At 51.0% G+C, this 24,390-nt stretch carries 17 protein-coding genes and 1 rRNA gene; 12 read left to right on the top strand and 6 right to left on the bottom strand.

Translation table 11 applies throughout. The features are described from left to right. Positions 1 to 91: 91 nt before the first annotated feature. From ACEPST_RS10650 to ACEPST_RS10660, 3 genes are all read right to left on the bottom strand, one after another. Positions 92 to 988, bottom strand: coding sequence for an IS3 family transposase (locus ACEPST_RS10650; RefSeq protein ID WP_395390462.1), 897 nt, complete (start codon positions 986 to 988; stop codon positions 92 to 94). Continuing rightward, entirely contained in the window at positions 985 to 1,644 is a 660-nt protein-coding gene (locus ACEPST_RS10655; protein WP_395390461.1) for a helix-turn-helix domain-containing protein, read from the bottom strand. Before ACEPST_RS10655 ends, ACEPST_RS10650 begins: the two co-directional genes overlap by 4 nt. A gap of 148 nt (positions 1,645 to 1,792) precedes the next feature. Beyond that, a complete protein-coding gene (locus tag ACEPST_RS10660) occupies positions 1,793 to 3,148 on the bottom strand; it encodes an FAD-dependent oxidoreductase (RefSeq protein ID WP_204122287.1) in 1,356 nt (451 codons plus the stop codon). 299 nt (positions 3,149 to 3,447) lie between these two features. On the opposite strand from ACEPST_RS10660, the gene ACEPST_RS10665 reads away from it, so the two are divergent. Beyond that, positions 3,448 to 4,884 (top strand): C69 family dipeptidase, encoded by a 1,437-nt coding sequence (locus ACEPST_RS10665; RefSeq protein ID WP_204122288.1) that lies wholly within the window; start codon positions 3,448 to 3,450, stop codon positions 4,882 to 4,884. Positions 4,885 to 5,420: 536 nt separating this feature from the next. Continuing rightward, the gene (locus ACEPST_RS10670; protein WP_395391006.1) at positions 5,421 to 8,027 is read left to right on the top strand and encodes a cation-translocating P-type ATPase; all 2,607 of its coding nucleotides are present in this window, start codon (positions 5,421 to 5,423) and stop codon (positions 8,025 to 8,027) included. Between the two features lie 515 nt (positions 8,028 to 8,542). On the opposite strand, the gene ACEPST_RS10675 is transcribed toward ACEPST_RS10670, so the two are convergent. Beyond that, positions 8,543 to 9,643, bottom strand: a complete 1,101-nt coding sequence (locus ACEPST_RS10675) for a MucBP domain-containing protein (RefSeq protein WP_204122268.1) — start codon at positions 9,641 to 9,643, stop codon at positions 8,543 to 8,545. Between the two features lie 163 nt (positions 9,644 to 9,806). Next, positions 9,807 to 12,044, bottom strand: a complete 2,238-nt coding sequence (locus ACEPST_RS10680) for an ATP-dependent Clp protease ATP-binding subunit (RefSeq protein WP_203646381.1) — start codon at positions 12,042 to 12,044, stop codon at positions 9,807 to 9,809. 1,403 nt (positions 12,045 to 13,447) lie between these two features. On the opposite strand from ACEPST_RS10680, the gene ACEPST_RS10685 reads away from it, so the two are divergent. The 4 genes from ACEPST_RS10685 (at position 13,448) to ptsP (ending at position 16,033) form a co-directional block, all read left to right on the top strand. Then, entirely contained in the window at positions 13,448 to 13,639 is a 192-nt protein-coding gene (locus ACEPST_RS10685; protein WP_204122269.1) for a hypothetical protein, read from the top strand. 29 nt (positions 13,640 to 13,668) lie between these two features. Beyond that, on the top strand, positions 13,669 to 13,869 hold the full coding sequence (locus tag ACEPST_RS10690; RefSeq protein WP_125765068.1) for a hypothetical protein: 201 nt from the start codon (positions 13,669 to 13,671) through the stop codon (positions 13,867 to 13,869). Positions 13,870 to 14,036: 167 nt separating this feature from the next. Next, positions 14,037 to 14,303 (top strand): phosphocarrier protein HPr, encoded by a 267-nt coding sequence (locus tag ACEPST_RS10695; protein ID WP_125583687.1) that lies wholly within the window; start codon positions 14,037 to 14,039, stop codon positions 14,301 to 14,303. Next, positions 14,303 to 16,033 carry a phosphoenolpyruvate--protein phosphotransferase gene (gene ptsP / locus ACEPST_RS10700; protein WP_204122270.1) on the top strand — a complete coding sequence of 577 codons (1,731 nt, stop codon included), beginning with the start codon at positions 14,303 to 14,305 and terminating at the stop codon, positions 16,031 to 16,033. Before ACEPST_RS10695 ends, ptsP begins: the two co-directional genes overlap by 1 nt. Here the strand turns inward: ptsP and ACEPST_RS10705 are convergent. After that, positions 16,030 to 16,185, bottom strand: a complete 156-nt coding sequence (locus ACEPST_RS10705; RefSeq protein ID WP_395425072.1) for a hypothetical protein — start codon at positions 16,183 to 16,185, stop codon at positions 16,030 to 16,032. The genes ptsP and ACEPST_RS10705 overlap by 4 nt on opposite strands. A 160-nt stretch (positions 16,186 to 16,345) precedes the next feature. Between ACEPST_RS10705 and ACEPST_RS10710 the strand changes: the two genes are divergently transcribed. The 6 genes from ACEPST_RS10710 to ACEPST_RS10735 all read left to right on the top strand — a co-directional run bounded on the left by ACEPST_RS10710 (position 16,346) and on the right by ACEPST_RS10735 (position 24,379). Beyond that, positions 16,346 to 17,524, top strand: coding sequence for a glycosyltransferase family 4 protein (locus ACEPST_RS10710; protein ID WP_204122271.1), 1,179 nt, complete (start codon positions 16,346 to 16,348; stop codon positions 17,522 to 17,524). 12 nt (positions 17,525 to 17,536) lie between these two features. Beyond that, positions 17,537 to 18,559 (top strand): glycosyltransferase family 4 protein, encoded by a 1,023-nt coding sequence (locus tag ACEPST_RS10715; RefSeq protein ID WP_204122272.1) that lies wholly within the window; start codon positions 17,537 to 17,539, stop codon positions 18,557 to 18,559. 4 nt (positions 18,560 to 18,563) lie between these two features. Further along, the gene (locus tag ACEPST_RS10720) at positions 18,564 to 19,583 is read left to right on the top strand and encodes a lysylphosphatidylglycerol synthase transmembrane domain-containing protein (RefSeq protein WP_203646394.1); all 1,020 of its coding nucleotides are present in this window, start codon (positions 18,564 to 18,566) and stop codon (positions 19,581 to 19,583) included. 92 nt (positions 19,584 to 19,675) lie between these two features. Further along, positions 19,676 to 19,912 (top strand): YkuJ family protein, encoded by a 237-nt coding sequence (locus ACEPST_RS10725; RefSeq protein WP_125574787.1) that lies wholly within the window; start codon positions 19,676 to 19,678, stop codon positions 19,910 to 19,912. Between the two features lie 228 nt (positions 19,913 to 20,140). Beyond that, complete coding sequence (locus tag ACEPST_RS10730) at positions 20,141 to 22,198, top strand: LTA synthase family protein (protein WP_395390801.1); 2,058 nt, start codon at positions 20,141 to 20,143, stop codon at positions 22,196 to 22,198. Between the two features lie 615 nt (positions 22,199 to 22,813). Next, positions 22,814 to 24,379 (top strand): 16S ribosomal RNA (locus ACEPST_RS10735). Positions 24,380 to 24,390: the final 11 nt, after the last annotated feature.

The raw sequence follows: 24,390 nt of genomic DNA on the forward strand, positions 1-24,390 counted from the left end.
GAGAAAGTAAAAACGTTTCGCCAATCGATTAGGATTTGTACTAGTCCCTGTCAAGTTGACGGATGAAATACTATAATTTTTGTAGATGTGTTTAAGCGGCTTCACCGCGGTACTCAACCGCGGTGGAGCCGTTTCTTTGTGCTGTACGGTCAATATAGTTGAAGTAGTGAATACCTTCCTCAATAAGCTTAATTAGCTCCTCCTTGGTTTTAGGCATTGGGTGGCTGTCTAGCCAGTTTAACTTGAATTCATTCCACCAACGTTCCATTGGGGCATTGTCATAAGGCGTTCCCGGTCGGGACATGCTCCGAACGACTTTGTGTTCGGTCATTAGATTATTAAAATCTTTGGAAGTGTAAGCCGAACCACGATCGGTATGAACCATTGGATGAACTTCTCCAGCTTTGCTAAAGGCTCGCTCAAAGACTTCAACCATTGCGTCACTGGTCTCAGTAACACTCAGATTGTAGGATAAAAGATATCTGCCATATAGATCTAGTACACCACACAAACGAGCCTTGTACTCGCCATTGATACCGTAACGAACTTCGGTGGCGTCCGACAACCACACTTCATTTGGATTATCTGCCATATTAAACCGTTGATTTAATACGTTGTCTCGTATTTCTTGTTCGGCTTGTTTTACTCGATGGTGTTTCTTCAGTCTGCTTTGACACTTGAGATGCAGGAGAGTCATAATCCGCTTAACGCGCTTAAGCGAGACGTAAAAATCAAGATCTGAATCATGATCTAGATAAATCTTCAATTTTCCTGCGCCGATTCTCTGACGATGTGCATTGAAGTACATGAGTATCTTTTGCTTAAGCTGCGCTTCTTGTTGCTCCCAAGGGGTTTCTTCACGATGAAGCCATTGATTAAATGCTTGGCGAGATAGACCCACTTTGCGAAGAATAATGGTTTGGGCGCCATGAATCTGTGGACTGAGTTCCTGGATTGTCTGGAATATTAATTTATGTTGGGCGTTCACTCCTTGTTCTGTAGTTCCCGGATTTTTTTTGCGAAGAGCTCCATTACCTCCTGTTCTTTGAGCTGGGCCTTTAGTTGACGATTCTCTAGTTTTAAACGTTCAACTTCAGTCATTTCTTCAACTGGTTTAGTACGTCCACGGCCATCCTTTAATGCTGTGTACCCACCATCTTTGGACTTGAGAACCCAGGCTCTTACCTGTTGGTAAGAGACGTTGAAGTGTTCGGATGCCTGGGAGTACGAATGCTTTCCAGCTGTGACATACTCCACAATTTTAATTCGTTCTTCGAATGTTGTTTTACGACTCATAATGCGGACCTGCCTTCTTGACGGGGTAGCCATCAATGATTTATTGGTCCCATTATACTGGAATTTCTTAATCCAGTCGCGAAGTTGCTTGTCGCTTCTCAATCCAAAACGATTGCTGATTTCAACTAAACTACCTTTACCATTTAGATAGGCTTCCACGGCTTGCTGCTTGGTCTTTGCACTATAACGTGTCCAGATATGGCGTTCTTCTAGGCCGTCGAGGCCATCACGCTTGTAAAGTTCTCGCCACAAACGAATAGTAGAGCCATAAATACCATATTGCTCAAGGTATTTGCTTCTGTTCAACTTGGTCTGTGATAGACCAGTCAAAATATCCAGTTTCTCCATAGCTGTAAATCTTGTCCTAGGCATAGAAAAATCCCCTTAAAGTTAACAGATGAATTATAGTTTTTCATCTGTCAACCTTAAGGGGACTATAGCAAGGATTGGCGAAACGTTTTTTGCTTCCACAACTTTTTTAAAGGGGGATGCGGGGTTATTTAGTGGTTTCTAAGCTGGCTACCTGGGCCTGAGCGGCTTGGGCCAGGATGTTCAGGTAGTTGAATGGCCGGTCAAAGTTGGGTTGGAACAGCATGTCGACCATGGCCAGGTCATCAATCGTGTTTTCGTTTTGGATGCAGACGGACAGGGTGTTCGCTGATTGTGAGACGTCGTACTTGCTCATCAGGGCGCCACCGAGAATCCGTTTGCTATCTGGGTCGTAAACCAGGGACATCAGCACGGGTTCCGTCGTTGGCATGAATTCTGGCCGGTAGTTATCCTTAACGATGACTTGTTCGGCGTTGATGCCCTGTTGCTTGGCGGCGGCTAAGGTCAACCCGGTAGAAACGATGGTCCGACCGTAAAGGGCTAAGCCAGAGGAAGATTGTGTCCCCATGTACTTAACGGTGGGGGTAACCAGGTTCTTGCCGACTAAGATACCTTGACGAACCGCGTTGGTTGCCAGGGGGATGTAGGCGTTTTGGTGCGTGGGGTTATAGTGAACTGCTGCACTATCACCGGCAGCAAAAATATCTGGATTGGATGACCGCATGTAAGCATCCGTGATAATCGCACCGTTTTGGGCCATGTCAACTTGACCCTTGAGCAGGGCGGTGTTGGGCCGGAAGCCGATGCAGAGGATGGCTAAATTGGTGTCATAGCTGCCTTTGTCGGTCTTGATGGTCACACCGTCGCCGGTATCCGTAAAGCTTTGGACCGTTTCACCCAAGGCTAACTGCACGTGGTTGTCGCGGTAGTCCTGTTCGATGACGTCGGTAAATTCTTGGTCAAAGTACTTAGGCATCACGCGGTCCATAGCATCAATCAGGGTAACGTCGTGGCCGGTGGTGGAGTAGGCTTCGGCCAGTTCAGCACCAATGTAGCCGGCACCGATGACCGTGATGTGCTTGGCGTGCTTCGCCTCTTCGATCAAGGTTTGGGCGTGGTTCCAGTTCTTACAAAGCTTCACATGGTCGCCGTCGATCCCCTCAATCTTAGGGATGATGGGCCATGAACCAGACGTCATAACCAGCTTGTCATAGCTTTCAGTGGTTTGGGCATGAGTCGCCAGGTCTTCAACCGTGACCGTCTTTTGGTCAGCGTCGATGGCTAAAACGTTGTGGCCCATCTGCACGTTAGCGCCTAAGCTCTTTAATTCTTCGGGGCTGGAGTAGAACAGGCCTTGGGGGTCCGCTACCTTGCCGCCGAGGTACAGGGCAATCCCGCAGGATAAGAAGGAAATATTATCATTCTTTTCGTAAACGGTGACGTCTGCATCGGGGTGTTCTGCTAAAATTTGCTTAATGGCAAAGGTTCCTGCATGTGTACAACCAACAACTGTGACTTTCATGGTGGTGCCTCCCAAAACAAGATTTTTTGAAGGGTATTTCACAAACGCGTTCATGTGAAATCCTTTTCAATTGATTACAACTCTATTTTAGACAACTTATCAGTAATGTCAACACTTTTCTGAAAGTGTTACCATTTTGTTGACAACGGGGATTGAACCCGAAACTAGTCTTGCTTAGCGAAAAGCGGTAAACTAAAGAGCGTAGATTTACCTGTAAGTCCAGTGGCGAACACGGGTGGCAAACCCACGCCGTGTCGGCCACTCACGGACAGGACTTATTTGAAGGAGTGACTAATTTAATGTCAAAAGTAGCCAAGCATCTCTCAGCCTGCACCTCCGTTTTGGTGGGTAAAGCCGCCACGGTCGATGGGTCCACGCTGATTGCTAGAAATGACGATACCTTTTTACCTTTAACCCCGCAACGGTTCTACGTCCATCCCGCAGAGCATGATCAACCTAAGCGGACCTGGGTCTCCAACCAAAACGGCTTCACGGCACCAATTCCTAGCGACGGTTACCGCTACATGGCAACGCCTAACGTCGAAGTCGACAAGGAAGGGGTCTACGCCGAAAGTGGGTTCAACGAAAAGAACGTGGCGATGAGTGCCACCGAAAGTGTTTACGGCAATCCGGCCGCGTTAGCTTTCGATCCACTGGTGGCCAATGGTCTGGCCGAGGATTCCCTGCAAACCATGGTGCTCCCTTACATCAACTCCGCGCGCGATGGGGTGCGTTACCTGGGCAACCTGATCAAGGAATATGGCTCACCAGAAGGTAACGGCGTGCTCTTCTCCGATCACGACGAAGTTTGGTACATGGAAATCGTCACGGGACACCACTGGGTTGCTCAACGGATTCCGGACGATGCCTACGCAGTGACCGCGAACCAAGTGGCCATTCAACAGGTGACCTTCGATGATCCAGATAACTTCATGTACTCCGATGGGATTCAAGAATTTGTCACGACCAACCATTTGAACCCAGACCAAGATGGCTGGAACTTCCGGCACATCTTTGGAACGAGCACCGAAAAAGACCGGCATTACAACACGCCACGGGTTTGGTTCGGCCAACACGTATTGAATCCTGAAATCGAACAGGATCCCCAATCCAGTGATCTGCCTTTCATCTGCCGGACCAGCCACAAGATCAGTGTGGAAGACGTGGAATACATTTTGAGTTCCCACTACAATGAAACCCAATACGATCCACTGGGCCCTGGCGACGGTGCGGATAAGCTGAAATTCCGGCCAATTGCCATGAACCGGACGCAAAATTCTCATGTGCTCCAGTTACGGAACGATGTACCGGCCGACCGCTCAGCCATTTTCTGGTTGAACTTTGGGGTGCCAGCCTTCAGTCCTTATGTGCCATTCTTTGCCAACGCGACCGATACGGATCCATCATACAGCCAGACGCCGATCCACTTGGATGACGTCAGTGCTTACTGGATGTACCGCAAGATGTCCATGATTGTGGAATCGCATTACGTTCAGTTCATTGAACAGGATACAGACTACGTGACGGCTGCCAAGCAAGACTTACGGACCCACGTGGCCACGGCCTTGGCCGGCGCTAACGACCTGACTGGTGATGCCTTGACCGCCTACCTGACGGACCAAAACCACCAGGTTGTCGCCGACATGCGGGAAGTCACGACGCAGTTGACCAATGACTTGATTGAAAAGGGGCTGACGCTGTCGCACCTGACCTTCAACATGGACAAGAACCTGTAAGACGGTTCAGAACGTGCGCTTGTCAGTCGTTCCCGGCGGCGGGCTCAAGACGGCCTGCTGTGGGGCCGGTTCCAGCCTGATTCTCAGGCTTCCACCTCAACTTTGAGCCACAAACCGGTCTCAAAGGTTGTCCCATGGGCTAAACTGAGAAAATCGCTCAGTTAAGACCATCGACACAGCTGGTCGTCTTGGCCCGCCTCTGGTCACTGACATAGGCGTGTCTGTCTCGTCACAGGTTCTGTCGGTCAGCCTGATTTTGTCTCACAGGTTTAGCTAGACTGTTTTAAAAATAACTATCTATAGAGAGTCTCTTCCTGGACAATTCGTCTGGGGAGAGGCTCTCTATTTATTTGTCCGCAGACTGGGAATCAGGTGAGTAACAGTTACTGAATGTGGCCTTAAAACAAGTCTACAGTATAAAACGTCAAGACTCTATAAATCTTCACATTTCTCTCAAAGTCTACACAAATCTTTTCGTCATAATAAGATTATAGTAATCGATGCGATGATTCATTTAGTTAACGGAGGATTTCATGATGAAGAGAAAAGAGATGAAAAAAATCAACTTAACGGCGCAGCAGGGGTTAACGGCGAAACAGGCCCAAGACCAACTGGCTGCGACCGGGGCAAACGAATTAATTGCCGCAAAGAAACCTGCGCTGTGGCAACAGGTGGCTCGCCACCTGAGCGACGTTTCCTCACTTGTGCTATTATTTGCCGTCGGCTTAGCCAGTTACATGGCGCTCTTTCAGGGCGGCGGTTGGACGAAGACGATTGTGATTGGGTCCATTCTGGTGATCAACGTGATCATCGGGCTGTACCAGGAAGCCTCGGCGGAAAAGGCGTTGGCGGCGTTACAGTCCATGAGCCTGCCCACGACGACGGTCCGGCGTGACGACATCGCCCAGACGATTCAGGCCAAAGACGTGGTGCCAGGGGACTTGGTCCTGCTAAAAGCCGGTGACCAGGTGCCAGCCGATGGCGTCGTGCTCCAGAGCACCAATTTAGCCGTAGACGAAGCCGTCTTAACCGGTGAAAGTGTGCCGGTCACGAAGGAAAAACTCGTGGACCCAGATGGCGCAACGGAAGCGCAACAAGTCTTTTCCGGAACCGCCGTCACGGCGGGAACGGCCATCGTTCAAGTCGTGACGACGGGGATGGCCACGGAACTGGGCCAAATTGCAGGGCTGTTGAACAAGACCAAGAAGCGGGCAACGCCACTGCAGGGCCGGCTGAACAAGCTGTCCGCGTGGCTGACGACCTTTGCCGTTTTAGGCGGCATGGTCATCTTTGCCCTCAGCATTTGGATGCAAAATCAGGGGCTGGCTGACAGCCTGATGATTGGGATTTCCCTGGCTGTGGCGGCCGTGCCAGAAACGCTGCCGATCATCGTGACCATTAGTTTGGCGCACGGTGTCAAGCGGATGGCCAAGCGTAACGCCATCATGCGCCGGGTGAATGCGGTGGAAACGATTGGTGGCGTCGACGTGATTGCCTCCGACAAGACGGGGACACTGACGCAAAATCAGATGACGATTACCCGTTACTGGACGCCCAACACGAAGAACGCCATGGCGGCGGACACGTTAACGCCGGCTGGTGAAAAGATGATGCGTTACCTGGGCCTGGCAACCAACGCCGAGATTCAAGAGGTCGCCGGTCAGGAACAGACGATGGGTGATCCCACGGAGCTGGCGATTGTACGCTGGTTAAAGGGGCACGACAAGAGCCGGCAACAGTTTGAAAAGCAAGCACCACGGCTGGCGGAAGATCCCTTTGACTCCACGAAAAAGACGATGGCGACGGTCCACCGGTTAGCGGATGGCCAACAGCTGGTCATCGTGAAGGGTGCCTTCGACCGGTTACCGGTGGCTTGGCAACCACAAGCCCTCGCCCAAGCCAAGGCCGTTCACGACCAATTTGGCCAGCAGGCCTTACGGGTCCTGTCGGTGGGCTACAAGGTGATGCCAGCGACGTCAACGCACGACTGGACGGAACTGACGAAGGACTTAACGTTTGCGGGGCTGGTGGGTATCATTGACCCGCCACGGCCAGAAGTGATTCCGGCTATTCGGGAAGCCAAACGTGCGGGGATCAAGCCGGTGATGATCACTGGGGACCACATGGTGACAGCCGAAGCCATTGCTAAGGAAATCGGCTTGCTGACACCGGGCCAACTGGTGATGTCAGGCGACGAGCTCCGGACGCTGACAGACGACGAGCTCGCCGCGCAGATTCAAGATATTGCGGTCTATGCGCGGGTATCGCCGACGGACAAGATTCGGATCGTTCAGGCGTGGCAAAATGCCGGCAAGACCGTGGCCATGACTGGGGATGGGGTCAACGATGCCCCCGCTCTGAAGGCCGCCGATGTCGGCATCGCCATGGGGATTACCGGCACGAAAGTCTCTAAGGGGGCCGCCGACATGGTCCTCACGGATGACAACTTTGCTACGATTATCTCCGCGGTCCGGGAAGGCCGGACGGTCTACCAGAACATTTTGAAGGCCGTCGAATTCCTGGTGGGCGTCAACTTTGCTCAAATCTTCCTGATGGTGGGCGCTGTCCTGATGGGCTGGGGCGCGCCGCTCTTGGCGGAACAACTCCTGCTGATCAACGTGTTAGCCGATGGCATTCCTGGGTTCTACATTTCCCGCGAACCGGGCGAAAAGGAAGCCATGGAACAGCCACCGGTGGCCAACGACGAAAGTCTCTTTGCGAGAGGCTTAGGCAGTCGCTTGGCAACCCGGGCGGTCACGTTTACCTTCCTGACGCTAGGCATCTACGCGATTGGCCGGTTCGGTCTCTCCGCGGGTCAAGCTACAATGGGGATGACGATGGTCTTCCTGGTGTTGGCAGTTGGTTCGATGGTCGACATTTACGCCATCAAGGACCGGCAACCACTGACGCGGCAAAGCCTCATGCGTAATCCCGTGCTAAACGGGGCGATGCTCCTGGCCATCGCGTTGGTGATTGCCATCGCGACGATTCCGGGCCTGCAAGGCATGTTCGGCCTGGTAAGCTTACCGGCCGTCGCCTGGTTGATCGTGATCCCAGGCATGTTTATCCCAACGATTGTGTTAGAAATTGCCAAACGTTGGCAACGCCGGTCCACGAACACGTGGATCGCAGAAATTGACTAGGGCAACACCGTAACTGAATGGGTCGCGCCAAGACGCTCACGCTACCGATAACTAACGATTACTTGGAGGAGTAAACGAGACGTTTGGAAGTTCGTGGAGGTCATGGTAAGACACATTCGGCAAGTAAGCTAAAGTCAAAGCATACGCCGCAACGTATGAATCGGTTGGATACAAAAATAACGGTCACCTCTTCGATAGAAATGAAGAGGTGACCGTTATTTGTTTGGTTTTATATAGTTTAACGTTTAGTAATTGTGATGGTCATCTATTAACCAGAGAGCAGGAACACATGAATGGGTGTGATCAGTGTCAGTGACCAGAGGCGGATCAACCTGCCCAGCTGTGTCGATGGCCTTAGCTGAGGTTTCCCACTCAGCTTAGCCCATGGGACGACCTTTGAGACCGATTCTCAGGCTCAAAGTCGAGGTGGAAGCCTGAGAATCAGGCTGGAACCGACCCCACAGCAGGGCAGGTTGAATCCGCCGCCGGGAACGAAACGAAATCACAACCCAGTTTTAAGCATAAGCGACGAGAGCGAGGCGGACGTAGCGCGCATTAATGTAAGCGTCCGGCCCAATCTGGTACCAGACCAGCTGTTGGTCATCCACGACGCGGCCACGAATATCCAGCGCCTCTCCATGGTCGAGCTGGCCAGCCGTTTCGCCATAAGGTTCGTGGTAAATGGACACGGCCTTGCCCGGCACGTAGTCGACCGTGCCGATCCGTTCAAAGGGTTCGGGATGCCACCGGTCGGGCTCGGGTAAGCCGAGGTCGATGAACTGGTGCTCCCGCCGCACGGTTTCCTTGGCCGACAACCATTGCTCACCACCGAGGTTATACCAAACGTCGCCGTTGGTCAGGGTGATGATCATGAACAAGCGCCACAGCGAATCCGTGGGGAACTGATACCTATAAGTCTGACCGTTGGGGCCATCAAAAACCTGATGGTCGGCCTGCAGGAAGACAAACTGGTGTACCCGCTGGACCATTTGCCAGGAATCCCGCCGGTAGTAGTAAACGACCTGCCCAGGGTGCTGGCTAAAGGTACCACGTTGTTGGCCCTGAGCCTGAAAGATGTGGTAGTTTTCAACGGAAGGTGGCGTCAACGAGAAGGCCGTGCCCAATCTCCCGCGAAGAATTCCGGGGAGTTCCAGTAACCGGCCGGTATCGTAATCGACCAGGTAGCTAATGATGGGTTGTCCCCAGTGCCGGACGTAGACCAGGGTAGTCAGTCCGTATTCTGAAATGTAGTCCTGGGTAAAGCCGTGCACGTCGCGCAGGGCGTACCCCGCAATTTTAGGAAAGCGAAAGTTGACCGGTTGGTTGAGCACGCCGGTGAGAACCAAGGCAGGCTGCAGCGGCTGATTTTGGTCATCCACTAATCGGACCACCAGGGTTGCCGCTACCTGAGAAGCCTTCGCAACCGGCTGGGGTGTGGCTGGTGGTGTCGGTGAGACGGGTGTTGGGGCTAAGGGCAGGGACGTGGCACGGGGTTCGGGTGCTTCTTGCGGAACCGGCGCGGGTTCAGGGCGCCGCCGCGTTTGGGCGTGGCGTGGTCGCCGTTTAGGGGCCCGCGTTGGTTCAATCACCCGTCGTAACCAGTCAAAAAAAGCCATGTCCTTTCACCTCCTGAAGTTTCCATTAAAATATTAGTCTATAGCTTACAGTATACCGCATTCTGCGGGTGCATTGCAGGTCCTTTTGCAAAACGCTTCCAGAGATTGATTAGGTAACAAAAAACGACGCCCCGCAAGTTGCGAGGCGCCGTTAAAAATGAAGTTACTTTTTATCCGTCGTTGGTTCGGCTGCTGCCGGTTGGGCAGTGTCCGTGTCAGCGGCTAAGACAATCTTGCCATCTTCAATTTTGGCCACGAGGTTCTTAACGTCCGCGTGATCCAGGTAGAAGTCCGCAATCCGGTCTTCGATCTCTTCTTGAATGACTCGCCGTAATGGCCGCGCGCCCATTGCTGGGTTGTAGCCCTTCGTCACGAGTTGTTCTTCGACGGGTGTCGTGACGTGGATGTGAAGGCCTTGGCCCGCAAGCATCTGGTTGACGTCACCAATCATTAAGTCAACAATGTGCATCAAGTTTTCCTTGCTGAGAGAGTTGAATTCAATGATGTCGTCGAATCGGTTCAAGAATTCTGGCTTGAAGTAAGCGGTCAGATTGCCCAGAACGGAGTGGGTCTTGCCCTCGGCGGCGGCACCGAAACCAACGTTGGCTTCAGCATCGCCGGTCCCGGCGTTACTGGTCATGATGATCAACGTATCCTTGAAGGAAACGGTCCGACCTTGAGAATCGGTCAACCGGCCGTCGTCAAGAATTTGTAAGAACATGTTCATGACGTCGGGGTGGGCCTTCTCAATTTCGTCCAGTAAGATCAAGGTGTACGGGTGCCGACGAACTTGTTCCGTCAGCTGACCGGCTTCTTCATAGCCGACATAGCCAGGTGGGGACCCGATCAATTTCGAAATGGAATGTGGTTCCATGTACTCAGACATGTCGAAGCGAATCATGGCCTCCTGGGAGCCGAAGAGTTCGTTAGCTAATTGCTTAGCTAATTCCGTCTTTCCAACACCAGTCGGACCAACGAAGAGGAAGGACCCGATTGGCCGGCCCGTGCCGTTCAACCCGATACGGTTCCGGCGGATAGCCCGCGCAACCTTGTCGACGGCTTCGTTTTGACCAATGACGTGCTTTTCCAAATCAGGGGAGAGGCTTTGCAGTTGATGTTGTTCCTTGGCTGCTAACTCACCCACGGGGATGGACGTCTTCTCTTCGACGATGTCCTGCATGTCCTTGACGGTAACCGTGGCCGACTGATTTTGATCAGCGGTCTTGGCGTTTTCCTTGGACTTCTCTAACTTCGTGACTTGATCACGGTAGTAGGCGGCCTTTTCGTAGTCTTCCTGCTTCAAGGCAGCCTGCTTCTGTTCCTCGGAACTCTTGATTTTTTCATCAATTGCCTTAGGATCAGCCACGTTGATCGTTAAGTTCTTCCGTGAACCGGCTTCATCCAATAGGTCAATGGCCTTGTCCGGTAAGAACCGGTCTTGGATGTAACGGTCAGACAGGCGAACGGCAGCCTCAATGGCGTCGTCCGTGTAGTGTACGTGGTGGTAATCTTCGTACTTCTTTTGGATGCCTTGTAAAATCTTGACGGCTTCATCGGCACTCGGCTCGTCAACCGTAACGGGTTGGAACCGGCGGGCGAGGGCTTGGTCCTTTTCAATATCTCTGTATTCATTTAAAGTCGTGGCCCCGATGAGTTGGAAGTCACCCCGAGCTAAGGCTGGCTTCAACACGTTACCAGCGTCCATGCCACCCTCAGCATTGCCGGCACCCATGATTTCATGGATTTCGTCAATAAAGAGGATGATGTCCGGATTACTCTGAACTTCCTTCATCAATTGTTGCATCCGTTGTTCAAATTGGCCCCGGATCCCAGTTCCTTGAACCAGGGAAACCACGTCCAATCGAATAATTTGTTTGTTGGCTAATTTTTGGGGAACGTTGCCTTCAACAATCCGTTCCGCAAGGCCTTCAATGACGGCCGTCTTCCCAACACCGGCTTCCCCAATTAAAACGGGGTTGTTCTTGGTCCGGCGATTGAGAATTTCGATGACTTGAGCCGTCTCTTTGTCACGCCCAATAACGGGGTCAACCTTGCCATCCTTAGCTAGTTTGGTCAGGTTCAGGCCATACTGACTGAGTAGGCCATTGCCGTTTCCTTGGTTACCAGCAGGTTGGGTTGGTTGACCAGGTTGCTGCGCACCGGATTGCCGGTAGTCAGCTTGGTCGTTGTTGCCGCCTTGCATTGCCCGGAAAATATCATCCAGGTTACCAAAGCCGAATGGATCTTGTGCCATACGGCCACCTCCATTTCCAGAATCGTTTTGTTGCTGCTTCAGCAGTTGATAACAATTTTGGCATAGGTCAACTTGTTGCCGCTGCCCATTTACACTCATGTAAAGGTGAATCGTTGCTTCATTGCGGTGGCAATTTTGACATAGCATCTTGTCGTCTCCTTTCTTGCCTGGAATTCTCGTGGGAAACCCACGCAGGTCTGTGTGAGAAAAGTTTTGACCTTTCTTGACCATTGACCACATTATACCGCGTTCGACCTGCCGTGCAAGTAATTTGTTTCGCGACAAAATCAGCGGTAGCGGTGGCATTTCCAGCGAACAATTTTATTTTAGCACTCTCGGTAGTAGAATGCTAAAATCGACTCCTGATTTTTCCTATTTTTCCCAAACCGTGGTGAAATTTGGTGCTGGCTTTTCGTTCCCGGCGGCGAATTCAAGGTGCCCGGCTATGGGGTCGGTTACAGCCGAAGGGCGGGCTTCCACCTCAACTTTGAGCCATAGGGCGGTCTCAAAGGTTGCCCCATGGGCTAGGCTGAGAAAGGACCTCAGCCAAGGCCATCGACACAGCCGGGCACCTTGATTCGCCTCTGGTCACTGACAGGGTGTACCAAAGTTAATGGTCGGTGGGTATATGTACATTCCCGGCGGTGAGCTCAAGCCAGTCTGTTGTGGGGAATATCCAGCCTGAGGGGCGGTCTTCCGCCTCGCCTATGAGCCCGGTGTTCTAGGTCGGGAAATGCACCCAACCAAGAACACCGACACAGCTGCCTGGCTTGGCTCACCTCTGGTCACTGACATTGAGCACAAAATTTTACTGCCGGTGGTGGTTACGATGTTCTATGTATACGCAGCCATGGAGCAAGTTAGTTGGGAGAGTGTCATGCGTTACTGGCTAGTTACTAAGATGCACAAGCTAAAGAAGGTGGCTAAGTGTTTTGTGGTAAGCCGTTAGTTCCATTGCTCAATGGCCGTTGAACTATTATAGGAGGGGCGACGGTTTGTTTGATTCTAAATTAGAGATGCGCGATAATTTACTTACTGCATGTCAATACAGAACTAAAGTGTTGAAATATCCTAAGTATCTGTCACAATAGTTGAAGCAAACCTATCGTGGTGATTGTAAAAGGTTAGCCATGATTGAGGTAATGTTTCAACGTGAGTGACCAGAGGCGGGTCAAGTTGACCAGCTGTGTCGATGGTCTTAACTGAGTGAACTTCTCAGTTTAGAGCATGGGACGACTTTGAAGACACGTGGTTTTCGTGGCTTCAAAGCGAGGTGGAAGACCGCTTTCCAGGCTGGAACCGGGCCCCACAGCAGGGCAGCTTGAACCCGCCGCCGGGAACGGTCAGCACACTGAAGCATAAGTGACCAGAGACAGGCCAAGTTGACCAATCTTTTGGCAAGGTGACCAACGTTGTCTGGTGCAACGACCACGGTTATACTGGAATTCGTCCCAGAAAGTATTGTCTCGTGGTTAACACTGAGCGAAGATTTGGTGTACTGTTTCATGAGTGGACCAACTTAGCCGCAGGACCCAGGGATGGAGCCAGCTGTGTCGATGGTGTTAACGACCGTTCTTTGGTCGTTTACAGCATGGGACGACTTTGAAGACACGTGGTCTTCGTGGCTTCAAAGCGAGGTGGAAGACCGCCTCTCAGGCTGGAACCGGGCCCCACAGCAGGTGGAATTCCTGGCAGCCGGTGGCGGCATGCAACCACTGTATTTCATAGATGATTCAATGTAAGCGAACTGTTGTTAAGGAGGAAAAAACTTTTGGCAAAAGATTTTACCGCGCTAATGAACCAACTAAAAGATCAGGAACTAGACGAATTTGAAGTCACCCCCGAAGAATTTCCCGCCTTTCAAAAAGCCTTCATGGCCTTTGAAACCCGGAAGCGGGTGATTGGCCAGGCCCACAAGGGTGGCAAATTAATCTACCGTTACGATGATGGTGGCAAAAAAGACGACGAATAGTGATTATTTGATGTAAGCGGTTCATGAATGCTTGTAATTTGCCTGCTAGATTGATATTCTTAGTAGGTAGGCGTGACTCACAAAATGGTTGTTTGGCCAATGCGCAAGGTCAGGGTGAGTCGTGTTTGGAAAGAAATCAACCTAAGCTTAAAGGAGATCGATCAATTATGGAAAAACGCGAATTTCGTGTCACTGCAGAAACTGGTATCCACGCACGTCCCGCAACTTTATTAGTTCAGGCTGCTAGCAAGTTCAACTCTGAAGTTAGCTTGCAGTACCAAGACAAGTCCGTTAACTTGAAGTCCATCATGGGCGTTATGTCCTTAGGTGTTGGCCAAAACGCCAGCATCACCATCACGACTGACGGTGACGACGAAGCCGATGCCATGAACGCAGTGGCTGAAACGTTGAAAAAAGAGGGTTTATCTGACTAATGAGAGCGATGCTCAAGGGAATTGCCGCCAGTGATGGGGTGGCTTGCGGCCGGGTCTACCGGTTCGTTGAGCCAGATCTCACCGTTAAAAAGCGGACAATCACTAATCTTGATTACGAATTAAATCGATTCCATCAGGCCCTTGAAGCAGCCGTCTCAGAAGTCGAGACGATTGAAACGCGTGCAACTAAAAGCCTGGGCGCTGATGGCGCCCAGGTTTTTAGTGCGCATAGGGAGATGCTCCAAGACCCGGAAGTGATTGCGGCGACGGAAACCAAGATTAAAGTCGAACACCTCAACGCAGAAGTCGCGTTCGCAACCGTGATGAACGACTTTGCCCAGAGCTTTCTGGCGACGGATAATACGCTGATCAAAGAACGGACGTCTGACGTTCATGATGTGGTCAAACGGGTGACGGCCCATTTACTCGGCGTGACCTTGCCTAATTTGGCGTTGCTGAAGGAACCAGTCGTCGTAGTCACCCACGATTTGAATCCCAGTGATACGGTCTCGGCGGCGTCCAAGTACATCTTGGGCTTCGTCACGGATCTGGGCGGCCGGACGTCTCACTCGTCGATTCTGGCGCGCTCACTGAACATTCCCGCGGTTGTGGGAACCCAGACGGGAACCCAGACGTTGATGGATGGCGATTCAGTCATCGTCAACGGATCGACTGGGAGCGTTGTGACTGATCCTGACCAAGCAGAATTGGACACGGCCAAGCAGGCCATGCTGGACCGTATCGCCAATATGAAGCGGTTGGCCACGTTGCGCAATCACACCACGACGAGTCGCGATGGGGTGGGCGTGACGTTGGCCGCCAACATGGGAACCGCCAGTGACATTCCGAACGTTTTGCAAAACGGGGCGGAGGCCGTGGGGCTGATGCGGACCGAATTCTTGTATATGGATTCGGAACAGCTCCCCACAGAAGACGAACAGTTTGCCACGTATCGGCAGGTGTTAGAAAAGTTAGCACCGCGTCCCGTGGTCATTCGGACCCTGGACATTGGTGGCGACAAGCCGTTGCCTTATCTGCACCAGAAGCAGGAAGCCAATCCGTTTCTGGGCGCGCGGGCGATTCGCCAGAGCCTGGCCCATCAAAACATTTTTCGCAGTCAGCTGCGGGCGTTGCTTCGGGCATCGGCCTATGGCAACCTGCGGATTATGTTCCCGATGATTGCGACGTTGGATGAATTTCGTCAGGCTAAGGCCATTTACGATGACGAGCGGTCGAAACTCACCACGGCGCGGGTGCCCCTGGGAAAAATCAAAGTGGGCATGATGGTCGAGGTGCCAGCGGCTGCCTTGTTGGCGGACCGCTTCGCCCATGAAGTTGACTTCATGAGCATTGGGACCAATGACTTGATTGGCTACACGATGGCGGCCGATCGGACCAACCAGGATGTTTCCTACCTGTACCAGCCTTACCACCCCGCAATTTTGCGGTTGGTGCAACGGATCATTACGGCCGGCCACACAGCGGGGATTCCCGTGGCCATGTGTGGCGAAATGGCGGGTGACCCGATTGCGGTTCCTCTGTTATTGGGGATGGGCCTCGATGAGTTCTCTATGGGCGCCGGGTCGATTCTAAAGACGCGTCAGCTGATTAGTCAACTCAACGCGAAGGACCTGCAAGGACTGGTGGAAAGCGCGGTGAATTCGGCCGACACGAGTCAAGATGTGATTACCATGGTGCAGGCCGCAGTTCCAGACCTGACCCAGGCTTAAACTGAACGTAAACGATGAGCACTCGTGACCGACAGTCGTCGGTTGACGGGTGCTTTTTTAATGTGACCATTGCGGTAAAAATCGGCTAGCGGTCGCGAGTTGTCGCGGTGAACCCGCAATAAATTTTCAGCAACCCCCGTTGTTGTTTGCAATCACCTAGGCAAACCCATATAATTGTGATGATTGTACAATATGAAGGCTGCTGGGTGCCGGTCTGGACCGGTCGAATTCGTTCGTGACGAATGGGTTGGGACTGGTGAACGGGACCCGGGGTTATTTAAGACAAAACACAAGACGCAAGGGGGATTGGCAATGAACATCGGCATATTTACGGATACCTATTTCCCTCAAGTGAGTGGGGTCGCGACGTCCATCAAGACGTTGCGGGATCAGTTGGAAAAACAGGGTAACCAGGTCTACATCTTCACGACGACCGACCCGCACGTTGAGAAGAACGTGTATGAACGCAATGTTTTTCGTTTCTCAAGCATTCCGTTCGTCTCCTTCACTGACCGCCGAATCGCAGTACGGGGGCTGTTTCAGGCCTACCAAATTGCCAAGGAGTTAAATTTAGACGTGGTCCACACCCAGACGGAATTTTCCATGGGCTGGATCGGTAAGTTTGTGGCGCGGAACCTAGAGATTCCGTGTCTGCACACCTACCACACGATGTATGAGGATTATTTACACTACGTGGCGAACGGGAAGATCCTGAAGCCCGTGCACGTCAAACAGGGGACGCTGGCCTTTTGTTATCACTTAACTGGCGTGGTGGCCCCCAGCGACCGGGTGTTGACCACCTTAACCGATTATGGGGTCAAGACACCGATTCGGGTCATCCCGACCGGGGTCAACCTGCACCAGTATGAACAGCCGGATACCGCTAATTTACGGCGGCAGTTGGGGTATGACCCCGACACCCCAGTGATCTTATCGCTGAGTCGGTTGGCCTATGAGAAGAACATCAAGGCCAGTATCGCGGCCCTGCCACGTGTTTTAGCACAGGTGCCGAATGCCCAGCTGTTGATTGTGGGTGATGGGCCAGCCAAAGAGGATCTCGAGGCGCAGGCCAAGGATGCCGGGCTGGACGACCACATTACCTTTACCGGTGAGATCAACAACGATGAAGTGTTCCGTTACTACCATATGGCGAACGTCTTCCTGTCCTCCTCGGATTCTGAATCCCAGGGGCTGACGTACATTGAAGCGCTGGCGGCGGGCACCAAGATTGTGGTCATGACGAGTCCGTATACCGATGAACTATTGTCGAGTCGGACGCTCGGGGTGACATTTACCACCGAAGACGAATTAGTTGAGAATGTGGTTGATTACCTGCTTCATGGGGATGACGAGCAGGACCCAGACTTGCTAGCACGGAAGTTAGCGGAAATTTCTGCGGATACTTTTGGGCAGCACATCCTGGAATTCTATCAGGATGCTCAGGCAAGCTACGAGCAATCTCACGAGGATACCCCGGACTTTAGCGATTAGAGGAGTTATTGGATGTTAAAAATCAACATGTTTTCTGCGGCTGATTCTGTGAAGGGTCAGGGTGTGGGGAGTGCTTACAACGAACTCATGAATCTGTTGGCGACACGGTTGGACCAGGAGTTTGACGTGTCCGTGAACAGTTATCGGCGGGTCGACCTGACCCATTACCACACGATTAATTTTTCCTATTACTTATCAACGTTTATGCCGCATCGTGGCCGGAAGATTGGCTACGTTCATTTTCTGCCGGAAACTCTGGAGGGGAGTTTGAAGATTCCCCAACCATTCCGGTCCATTTTTTATAAATACGTGATTGCCTTCTATAAGCGGATGGATCACATCGTGGTGGTGAACCCGACGTTCATTCCCAAGCTAGTGGCAGCTGGAATTCCGGCCGAAAAAGTTACGTATATTCCCAACTTTGTGAGCCGCAAGGAATTCTATCCGGTCGATGCCGAGAAGAAACGGGCCTTGCGCCAGCAGTACCATTATCAGGCGGAGCGCTTTACGATCTTGGGGATTGGCCAGATTCAGGAGCGCAAGGGTCTATTTGACTTTATCAAATTAGCCCGGAACAATCCGGACCTGCAGTTCATCTGGGCCGGGGGCTTCTCCTTTGGACGGATGACCGATGGCTATGCGGCGCTCAAGAAGGTCGTAGATGATCCACCGGCTAATCTGAGCTTCCCAGGTATCGTTGACCGGGATAAACTGGTTGACTACTATAACCTGGCGGACCTTTTCTTACTGCCATCGTTTAACGAACTCTTCCCCATGTCTGTGCTGGAGGCCTTTAGTACCGGGACCCCGGTCTTATTGCGGGATCTCGACCTGTACCAGGCCATTATCGCGGGGGACTATCAGCCAGCGGCCGATTACGACGCGATGAACGACCAATTACACCAGCTACCTCAGGACCCAGCAGCGCTGGAACACTGGCATCAACGGAGTCTAGCGGCAGCTGACCGTTACTCCGAGGAACATCTGGCGCAGATTTGGCGAGAGTTCTATACGCAGCAAGCAAAAGAGGGGTAACTGAATGTCACGACGAAATAAATGGGTCTTAGCCTTGATGTTACTCCTGGGGATCGCTATTTTTGCTTTTTCTCTCCGTGACATTAAATTTTCAGTTTTAATCAATGATTTTGTAAATATCAACTTCTGGTGGTTCGGGGTCGCCATCTTATGTATGGTGATCTACCTGGGGCTGGAAGCGTGGATCGTCAAGGTGTTCATCTCCGATCGTATCGAAGGCTTTACCTTTAAGGATGCCCTCCGGATTCCCATGGTGGAACAACTGTTTAACGGCATTACGCCATTCTCATCCGGGGGTCAACCGGCCCAACTGATTGCGCTGATGCAAACGGGGGTCGATGCCGGGAAGGCCAGCTCGGTCCTCCTGATGAAATTCGTGGTCTACCAGTCCATGATTGTCATCAACTTTTTGTTTGCCCTGGTCATCGGGTTTCACGACATTCAGGACAAACTTCACGCGCTGGCTTGGCTGGTCGTGTTTGGCTTCTCCATTCACCTGGCCGTCATCGTGGGGCTCCTCATGGTGATGTTCTGGCACGCGTTCACGAAGAAGGCGGTCGGTGTGATTATGAAACCCATGGGGTGGTTCATGAAGGCCGAACGCTTCGAACGGATGTCAGCCAACGTGAACGGGAAGATCGATTCCTTTTACGCCGAAAGTGTCCGCATCAGTGGGCAGTGGAAGCTCATGTTGCGCGTTTTTGTGATTACCTTCTTCCAGCTGATGTTCTACTATTTAATCCCGTACTTTATCATGCTAGCGCTGGGTTACACGACGGCGAATATCGTCATGGTCACGAGTCTCCACATTTTAATTGTCATGGTGATCTCCCTATTTCCCATTCCAGGAGGGTCTGGCGGTGCCGAATACAGCTTTGAAATGATTTTCCGTAGTTACATCTCGTCGAATAGTAAATTGGTGCTGGCCATGATTCTATGGCGGCTCCTGACCTACTACCTGGGGATGCTAGCCGGTCTGGTGGCGATGGTGATTCGCCCAGATAAGGTGCGCGAAGAGAACTGATTTGTGAAAACTCTGAGTTTTTCGCGATTAGGGCGTGCCATAGTGGCTTAAGTTTGGTAAAATCATAGTGAAAGCTAGAAAGGGGACCAACCATGGAAGAATCTCAACTGATTGGCATCATCAATCGTTTAAAAGCGATGCAGGAGGATGCTACCGACGAGCCACAACCCCGTCGTTTTGAAAAAGAAGGCGTGGAACAAGCAACGGTCGTATTTAACCAATTGACCCACACGTACACGTTAACCGAACACAATCCGGAAACGACTTTTGAATTTGATAACATTGATTTAGTAGCTATCGAATTGTTTGATTTATTGACGGATAATTAATAACAAAACTATGGTGAACATAGTTTTGTTTTTTTTAAATAAAAATATGGTGGCGGTTACACGGCTGACGACCGACTGGTTGGTCCCAGAACGGTGCGCGAATCCCGTTAAGTTGTGACGGAAACATGAGCAAAACTTGAATTTTTTCAAAGGTTCCTTAATCAGATTGAAACCCCGCTAGTATTCGTTATACTGTAGTGATGTTAACTATTTTGTGGAGGCTGTCTCATGGCGAATTTTTTTAAACGAAAGATGAACTGGATAAACACCCGCATGGGCTTTTTCCTGTTGACCATCGTTCTATTTTGGGTAAAGACTTACATTGCCTATCAAACCGAGTTCACGCTGGGGGCAAAGGGGAGTGTTCAACAGTTTCTGCTGTTCATTAACCCCGTTCCAGCGGCGCTACTGATTTTCGGCATTGCCCTGTATTTCCGGGGACGGTTAGCCTATTGGCTAATGATGATCATTAATGTCCTGGAATCGACCTGGATATTTGCGAACGTGCTGTATTACCGAGAATTCTCAGACTTCCTCTCCTTCGGAATCATGAAGGGGTCGAGCGATGTTGGGAACAACTTGGGGAAGAGTATGGCACAGATTACCCATCTGTATGATTTCTTTGTGTATATCGATATTATCGTTTTAATCGGGTTGCTGGTGACCCACGTCATTCGGATCGACCCGCGGCCGTTCAAACGGCGGTACGCGTTATCAATCACGGTACTGTCGTTTGGGCTGATGTTTGCCGAATTTGGCATGGCCAATGCGGACCGTTCTGGCCTGCTGACGCGGACATTTGACAACAACTACATCGTCAAGTACCTGGGGCTGAATGAATATGCGGCCTTTAACGGGTACCAGACGCAGAAGGAAAGTGCCACCCGGGCGAGCGCCAATGCCAGTGACATGAAGAGTGTGCTGAAATACCTGAAGCAAAACCGCGTGAGTCCCAACGTGTCGTATTACGGCAAGGAAAAGGGCAAGAACGTGTTTGTGATTCACTTGGAGAGTTTCCAACAGTTTCTGCTCGACTATAAGGTCGATGGGAAGGAAGTTACCCCCACGCTGAATAAGTTCTACCATAATCAGAATACCCTCTCATTTGATAACTTCTATAATCAAGTGGCGCAGGGGAAGACCTCTGATGCTGAAATGATGCTGGAAAACTCGTTGTTTGGGTTACCACAGGGGTCGGCGATGACCACCTATGGGACGCAAAACACGTTCCAGGCGGCACCGGCTATCCTGAGTCAAGAGGCGGGGTACAGTACGGCAGCATTCCATGGGGATGTGCCAAGCTTCTGGAACCGGGACAACACGTACAAGTCCTGGGGTTACCAGTATTTCTTCAGTTCTAGCTACTATACGGAGAAGCCTGGGTACTCTGTCGGCTATGGGTTAAAGGATAAGATCTTCTTTGAACAGTCCGCGAAGTACATCGAACAGTTACCACAACCGTTCTATGCCAAGCTGATCACGCTGACTAACCACTACCCATACGAGTTAGATAAGAAGAACACGGATTTCCCGGCAACCAAAACAGGGGATAAGACCGTGGACCCCTACGTTCAGACGGCACACTATTTGGACCAGTCATTTGCTGAGTTCCTGACGTATCTGAAGAAGGTCGGTCTGTATAAGAATAGTGTCATCGTTGCCTATGGGGATCACTATGGGATTTCTAATAATCACCGGCCAGCGATTGCCCAGTTACTGGGGAAGAGTAAGGTCACAAACTTTGACTTGACCCAGTTCCAGAAGGTGCCATTCATGATTCACGCCACGGGACTCAAGGGGGGCATCAACCACACGTATGGTGGGGAAATCGATGTCTTACCGACCTTGCTGGATCTGCTCGGGGTGAAGAACACCGATACGATCCAATTTGGGCAAGACCTGTTAGCGAAGAATCGTAACCAGACCGTCGCCTTTAGAAATGGGAACTTCATTTCACCGAAGTATGCCAAGATAGGGGGGACTGTCTACGATACTAAGACGGGGAAAGTCCTCACATTGACGGCAGCACAGAAGAAAGTCGTCGATCAGATGCAGAACCACGTGACGACGGAGCTTTCTTTATCCGACCGGGTCATCTATGGCGACCTCTTGCGTTTCTATACACCAAAGAACTTTACCAAGGTCAACAAGACAGACTTTACCTATAAGTACAAACCAGCAATGGCTAAACTTGCTGAGGCGGAAAAACAGGAGAAGACGAGTGCCTTGGCTAAGAACAAGGGTAAGACAACTACGTACAAGACAGACGCACCAGAATTGAAATAAGCTTCAATGAAGAGTTTCGACTACTCCTAGTGAGTGGTTGGAACTCTTTTTCTGTTTAAGAGGGTTGTGGCTAGACCGATTCGATTGATAACGGTGCGACGTGGCCGAGAGCTTTAGGTGAAGTGGTGGGGATGCGTAGCCGGGAATGAAAATAATTTCAGTAAATATTCATTTTGCCCTTGACCAATGGCGTGGATATTGGTAAACTATTTTTTGTTGTCAGAAACGCAAACAAGCGTTGCATCGGCAAGGATGAAACGAGATTCAAGTAATTGAAAAAAAGGCTTGACGGTCTTGGCAATTCTTGATATAGTAGTAATCGTTGTTGAGAATATTTATTCAATTAGTTGCAGTAAACATCAATATTTATTCAAAAAGATGTTTAAAAACTTGTTGACATGATTTTGACAGCATGATATACTTTAAAAGTTGTCACGGAGCACTTGCTTCTTATGATAACTTGGTAGACCTTTGAAAACTGAACATTGTTTCGACAAACCAAATATGTGTAGGGCGGTTTGATACTTGGTATCAAACCCAAACAATATTTGCGAAGTCAATTCGCTTTTATAACAAAAAGTAACAACAATCGATGAGCTATTCAAGCATCATCTTTAAGATGAGAGTTTGATCCTGGCTCAGGACGAACGCTGGCGGCATGCCTAATACATGCAAGTCGAACGAGCTTCCGTTGAATGACGTGCTTGCACTGATTTTAACATTGAAGCGAGTGGCGAACTGGTGAGTAACACGTGGGAAATCTGCCCAGAAGCAGGGGATAACACTTGGAAACAGGTGCTAATACCGTATAACAACAAGAACCGCATGGTTCTTGTTTGAAAGGTGGCTTCGGCTATCACTTCTGGATGATCCCGCGGCGTATTAGTTAGTTGGTGAGGTAAAGGCCCACCAAGACAATGATACGTAGCCGACCTGAGAGGGTAATCGGCCACATTGGGACTGAGACACGGCCCAAACTCCTACGGGAGGCAGCAGTAGGGAATCTTCCACAATGGACGAAAGTCTGATGGAGCAATGCCGCGTGAGTGAAGAAGGGTTTCGGCTCGTAAAACTCTGTTGTTAAAGAAGAACACTTCTGAGAGTAACTGTTCAGAAGTTGACGGTATTTAACCAGAAAGCCACGGCTAACTACGTGCCAGCAGCCGCGGTAATACGTAGGTGGCAAGCGTTGTCCGGATTTATTGGGCGTAAAGCGAGCGCAGGCGGTTTCTTAAGTCTGATGTGAAAGCCTTCGGCTTAACCGGAGAAGTGCATCGGAAACTGGGTAACTTGAGTGCAGAAGAGGACAGTGGAACTCCATGTGTAGCGGTGGAATGCGTAGATATATGGAAGAACACCAGTGGCGAAGGCGGCTGTCTAGTCTGTAACTGACGCTGAGGCTCGAAAGCATGGGTAGCGAACAGGATTAGATACCCTGGTAGTCCATGCCGTAAACGATGAGTGCTAGGTGTTGGAGGGTTTCCGCCCTTCAGTGCCGCAGCTAACGCATTAAGCACTCCGCCTGGGGAGTACGACCGCAAGGTTGAAACTCAAAGGAATTGACGGGGGCCCGCACAAGCGGTGGAGCATGTGGTTTAATTCGAAGCTACGCGAAGAACCTTACCAGGTCTTGACATACTATGCAAATCCTAGAGATAGGACGTTCCCTTCGGGGACATGGATACAGGTGGTGCATGGTTGTCGTCAGCTCGTGTCGTGAGATGTTGGGTTAAGTCCCGCAACGAGCGCAACCCTTATTATCAGTTGCCAGCATTAAGTTGGGCACTCTGGTGAGACTGCCGGTGACAAACCGGAGGAAGGTGGGGATGACGTCAAATCATCATGCCCCTTATGACCTGGGCTACACACGTGCTACAATGGACGGTACAACGAGTTGCGAAGTCGTGAGGCTAAGCTAATCTCTTAAAGCCGTTCTCAGTTCGGATTGTAGGCTGCAACTCGCCTACATGAAGTTGGAATCGCTAGTAATCGCGGATCAGCATGCCGCGGTGAATACGTTCCCGGGCCTTGTACACACCGCCCGTCACACCATGAGAGTTTGTAACACCCAAAGCCGGTGAGATAACCTTCGGGAGTCAGCCGTCTAAGGTGGGACAGATGATTAGGGTGAAGTCGTAACAAGGTAGCCGTAGGAGAACCTGCGGCTGGATCACCTCCTTTCTAAGGAATAT

Source organism: Levilactobacillus sp. FUA 3915, assembly GCF_044053135.1.
GTDB classification, from domain to species: domain Bacteria; phylum Bacillota; class Bacilli; order Lactobacillales; family Lactobacillaceae; genus Levilactobacillus; species Levilactobacillus lanxiensis.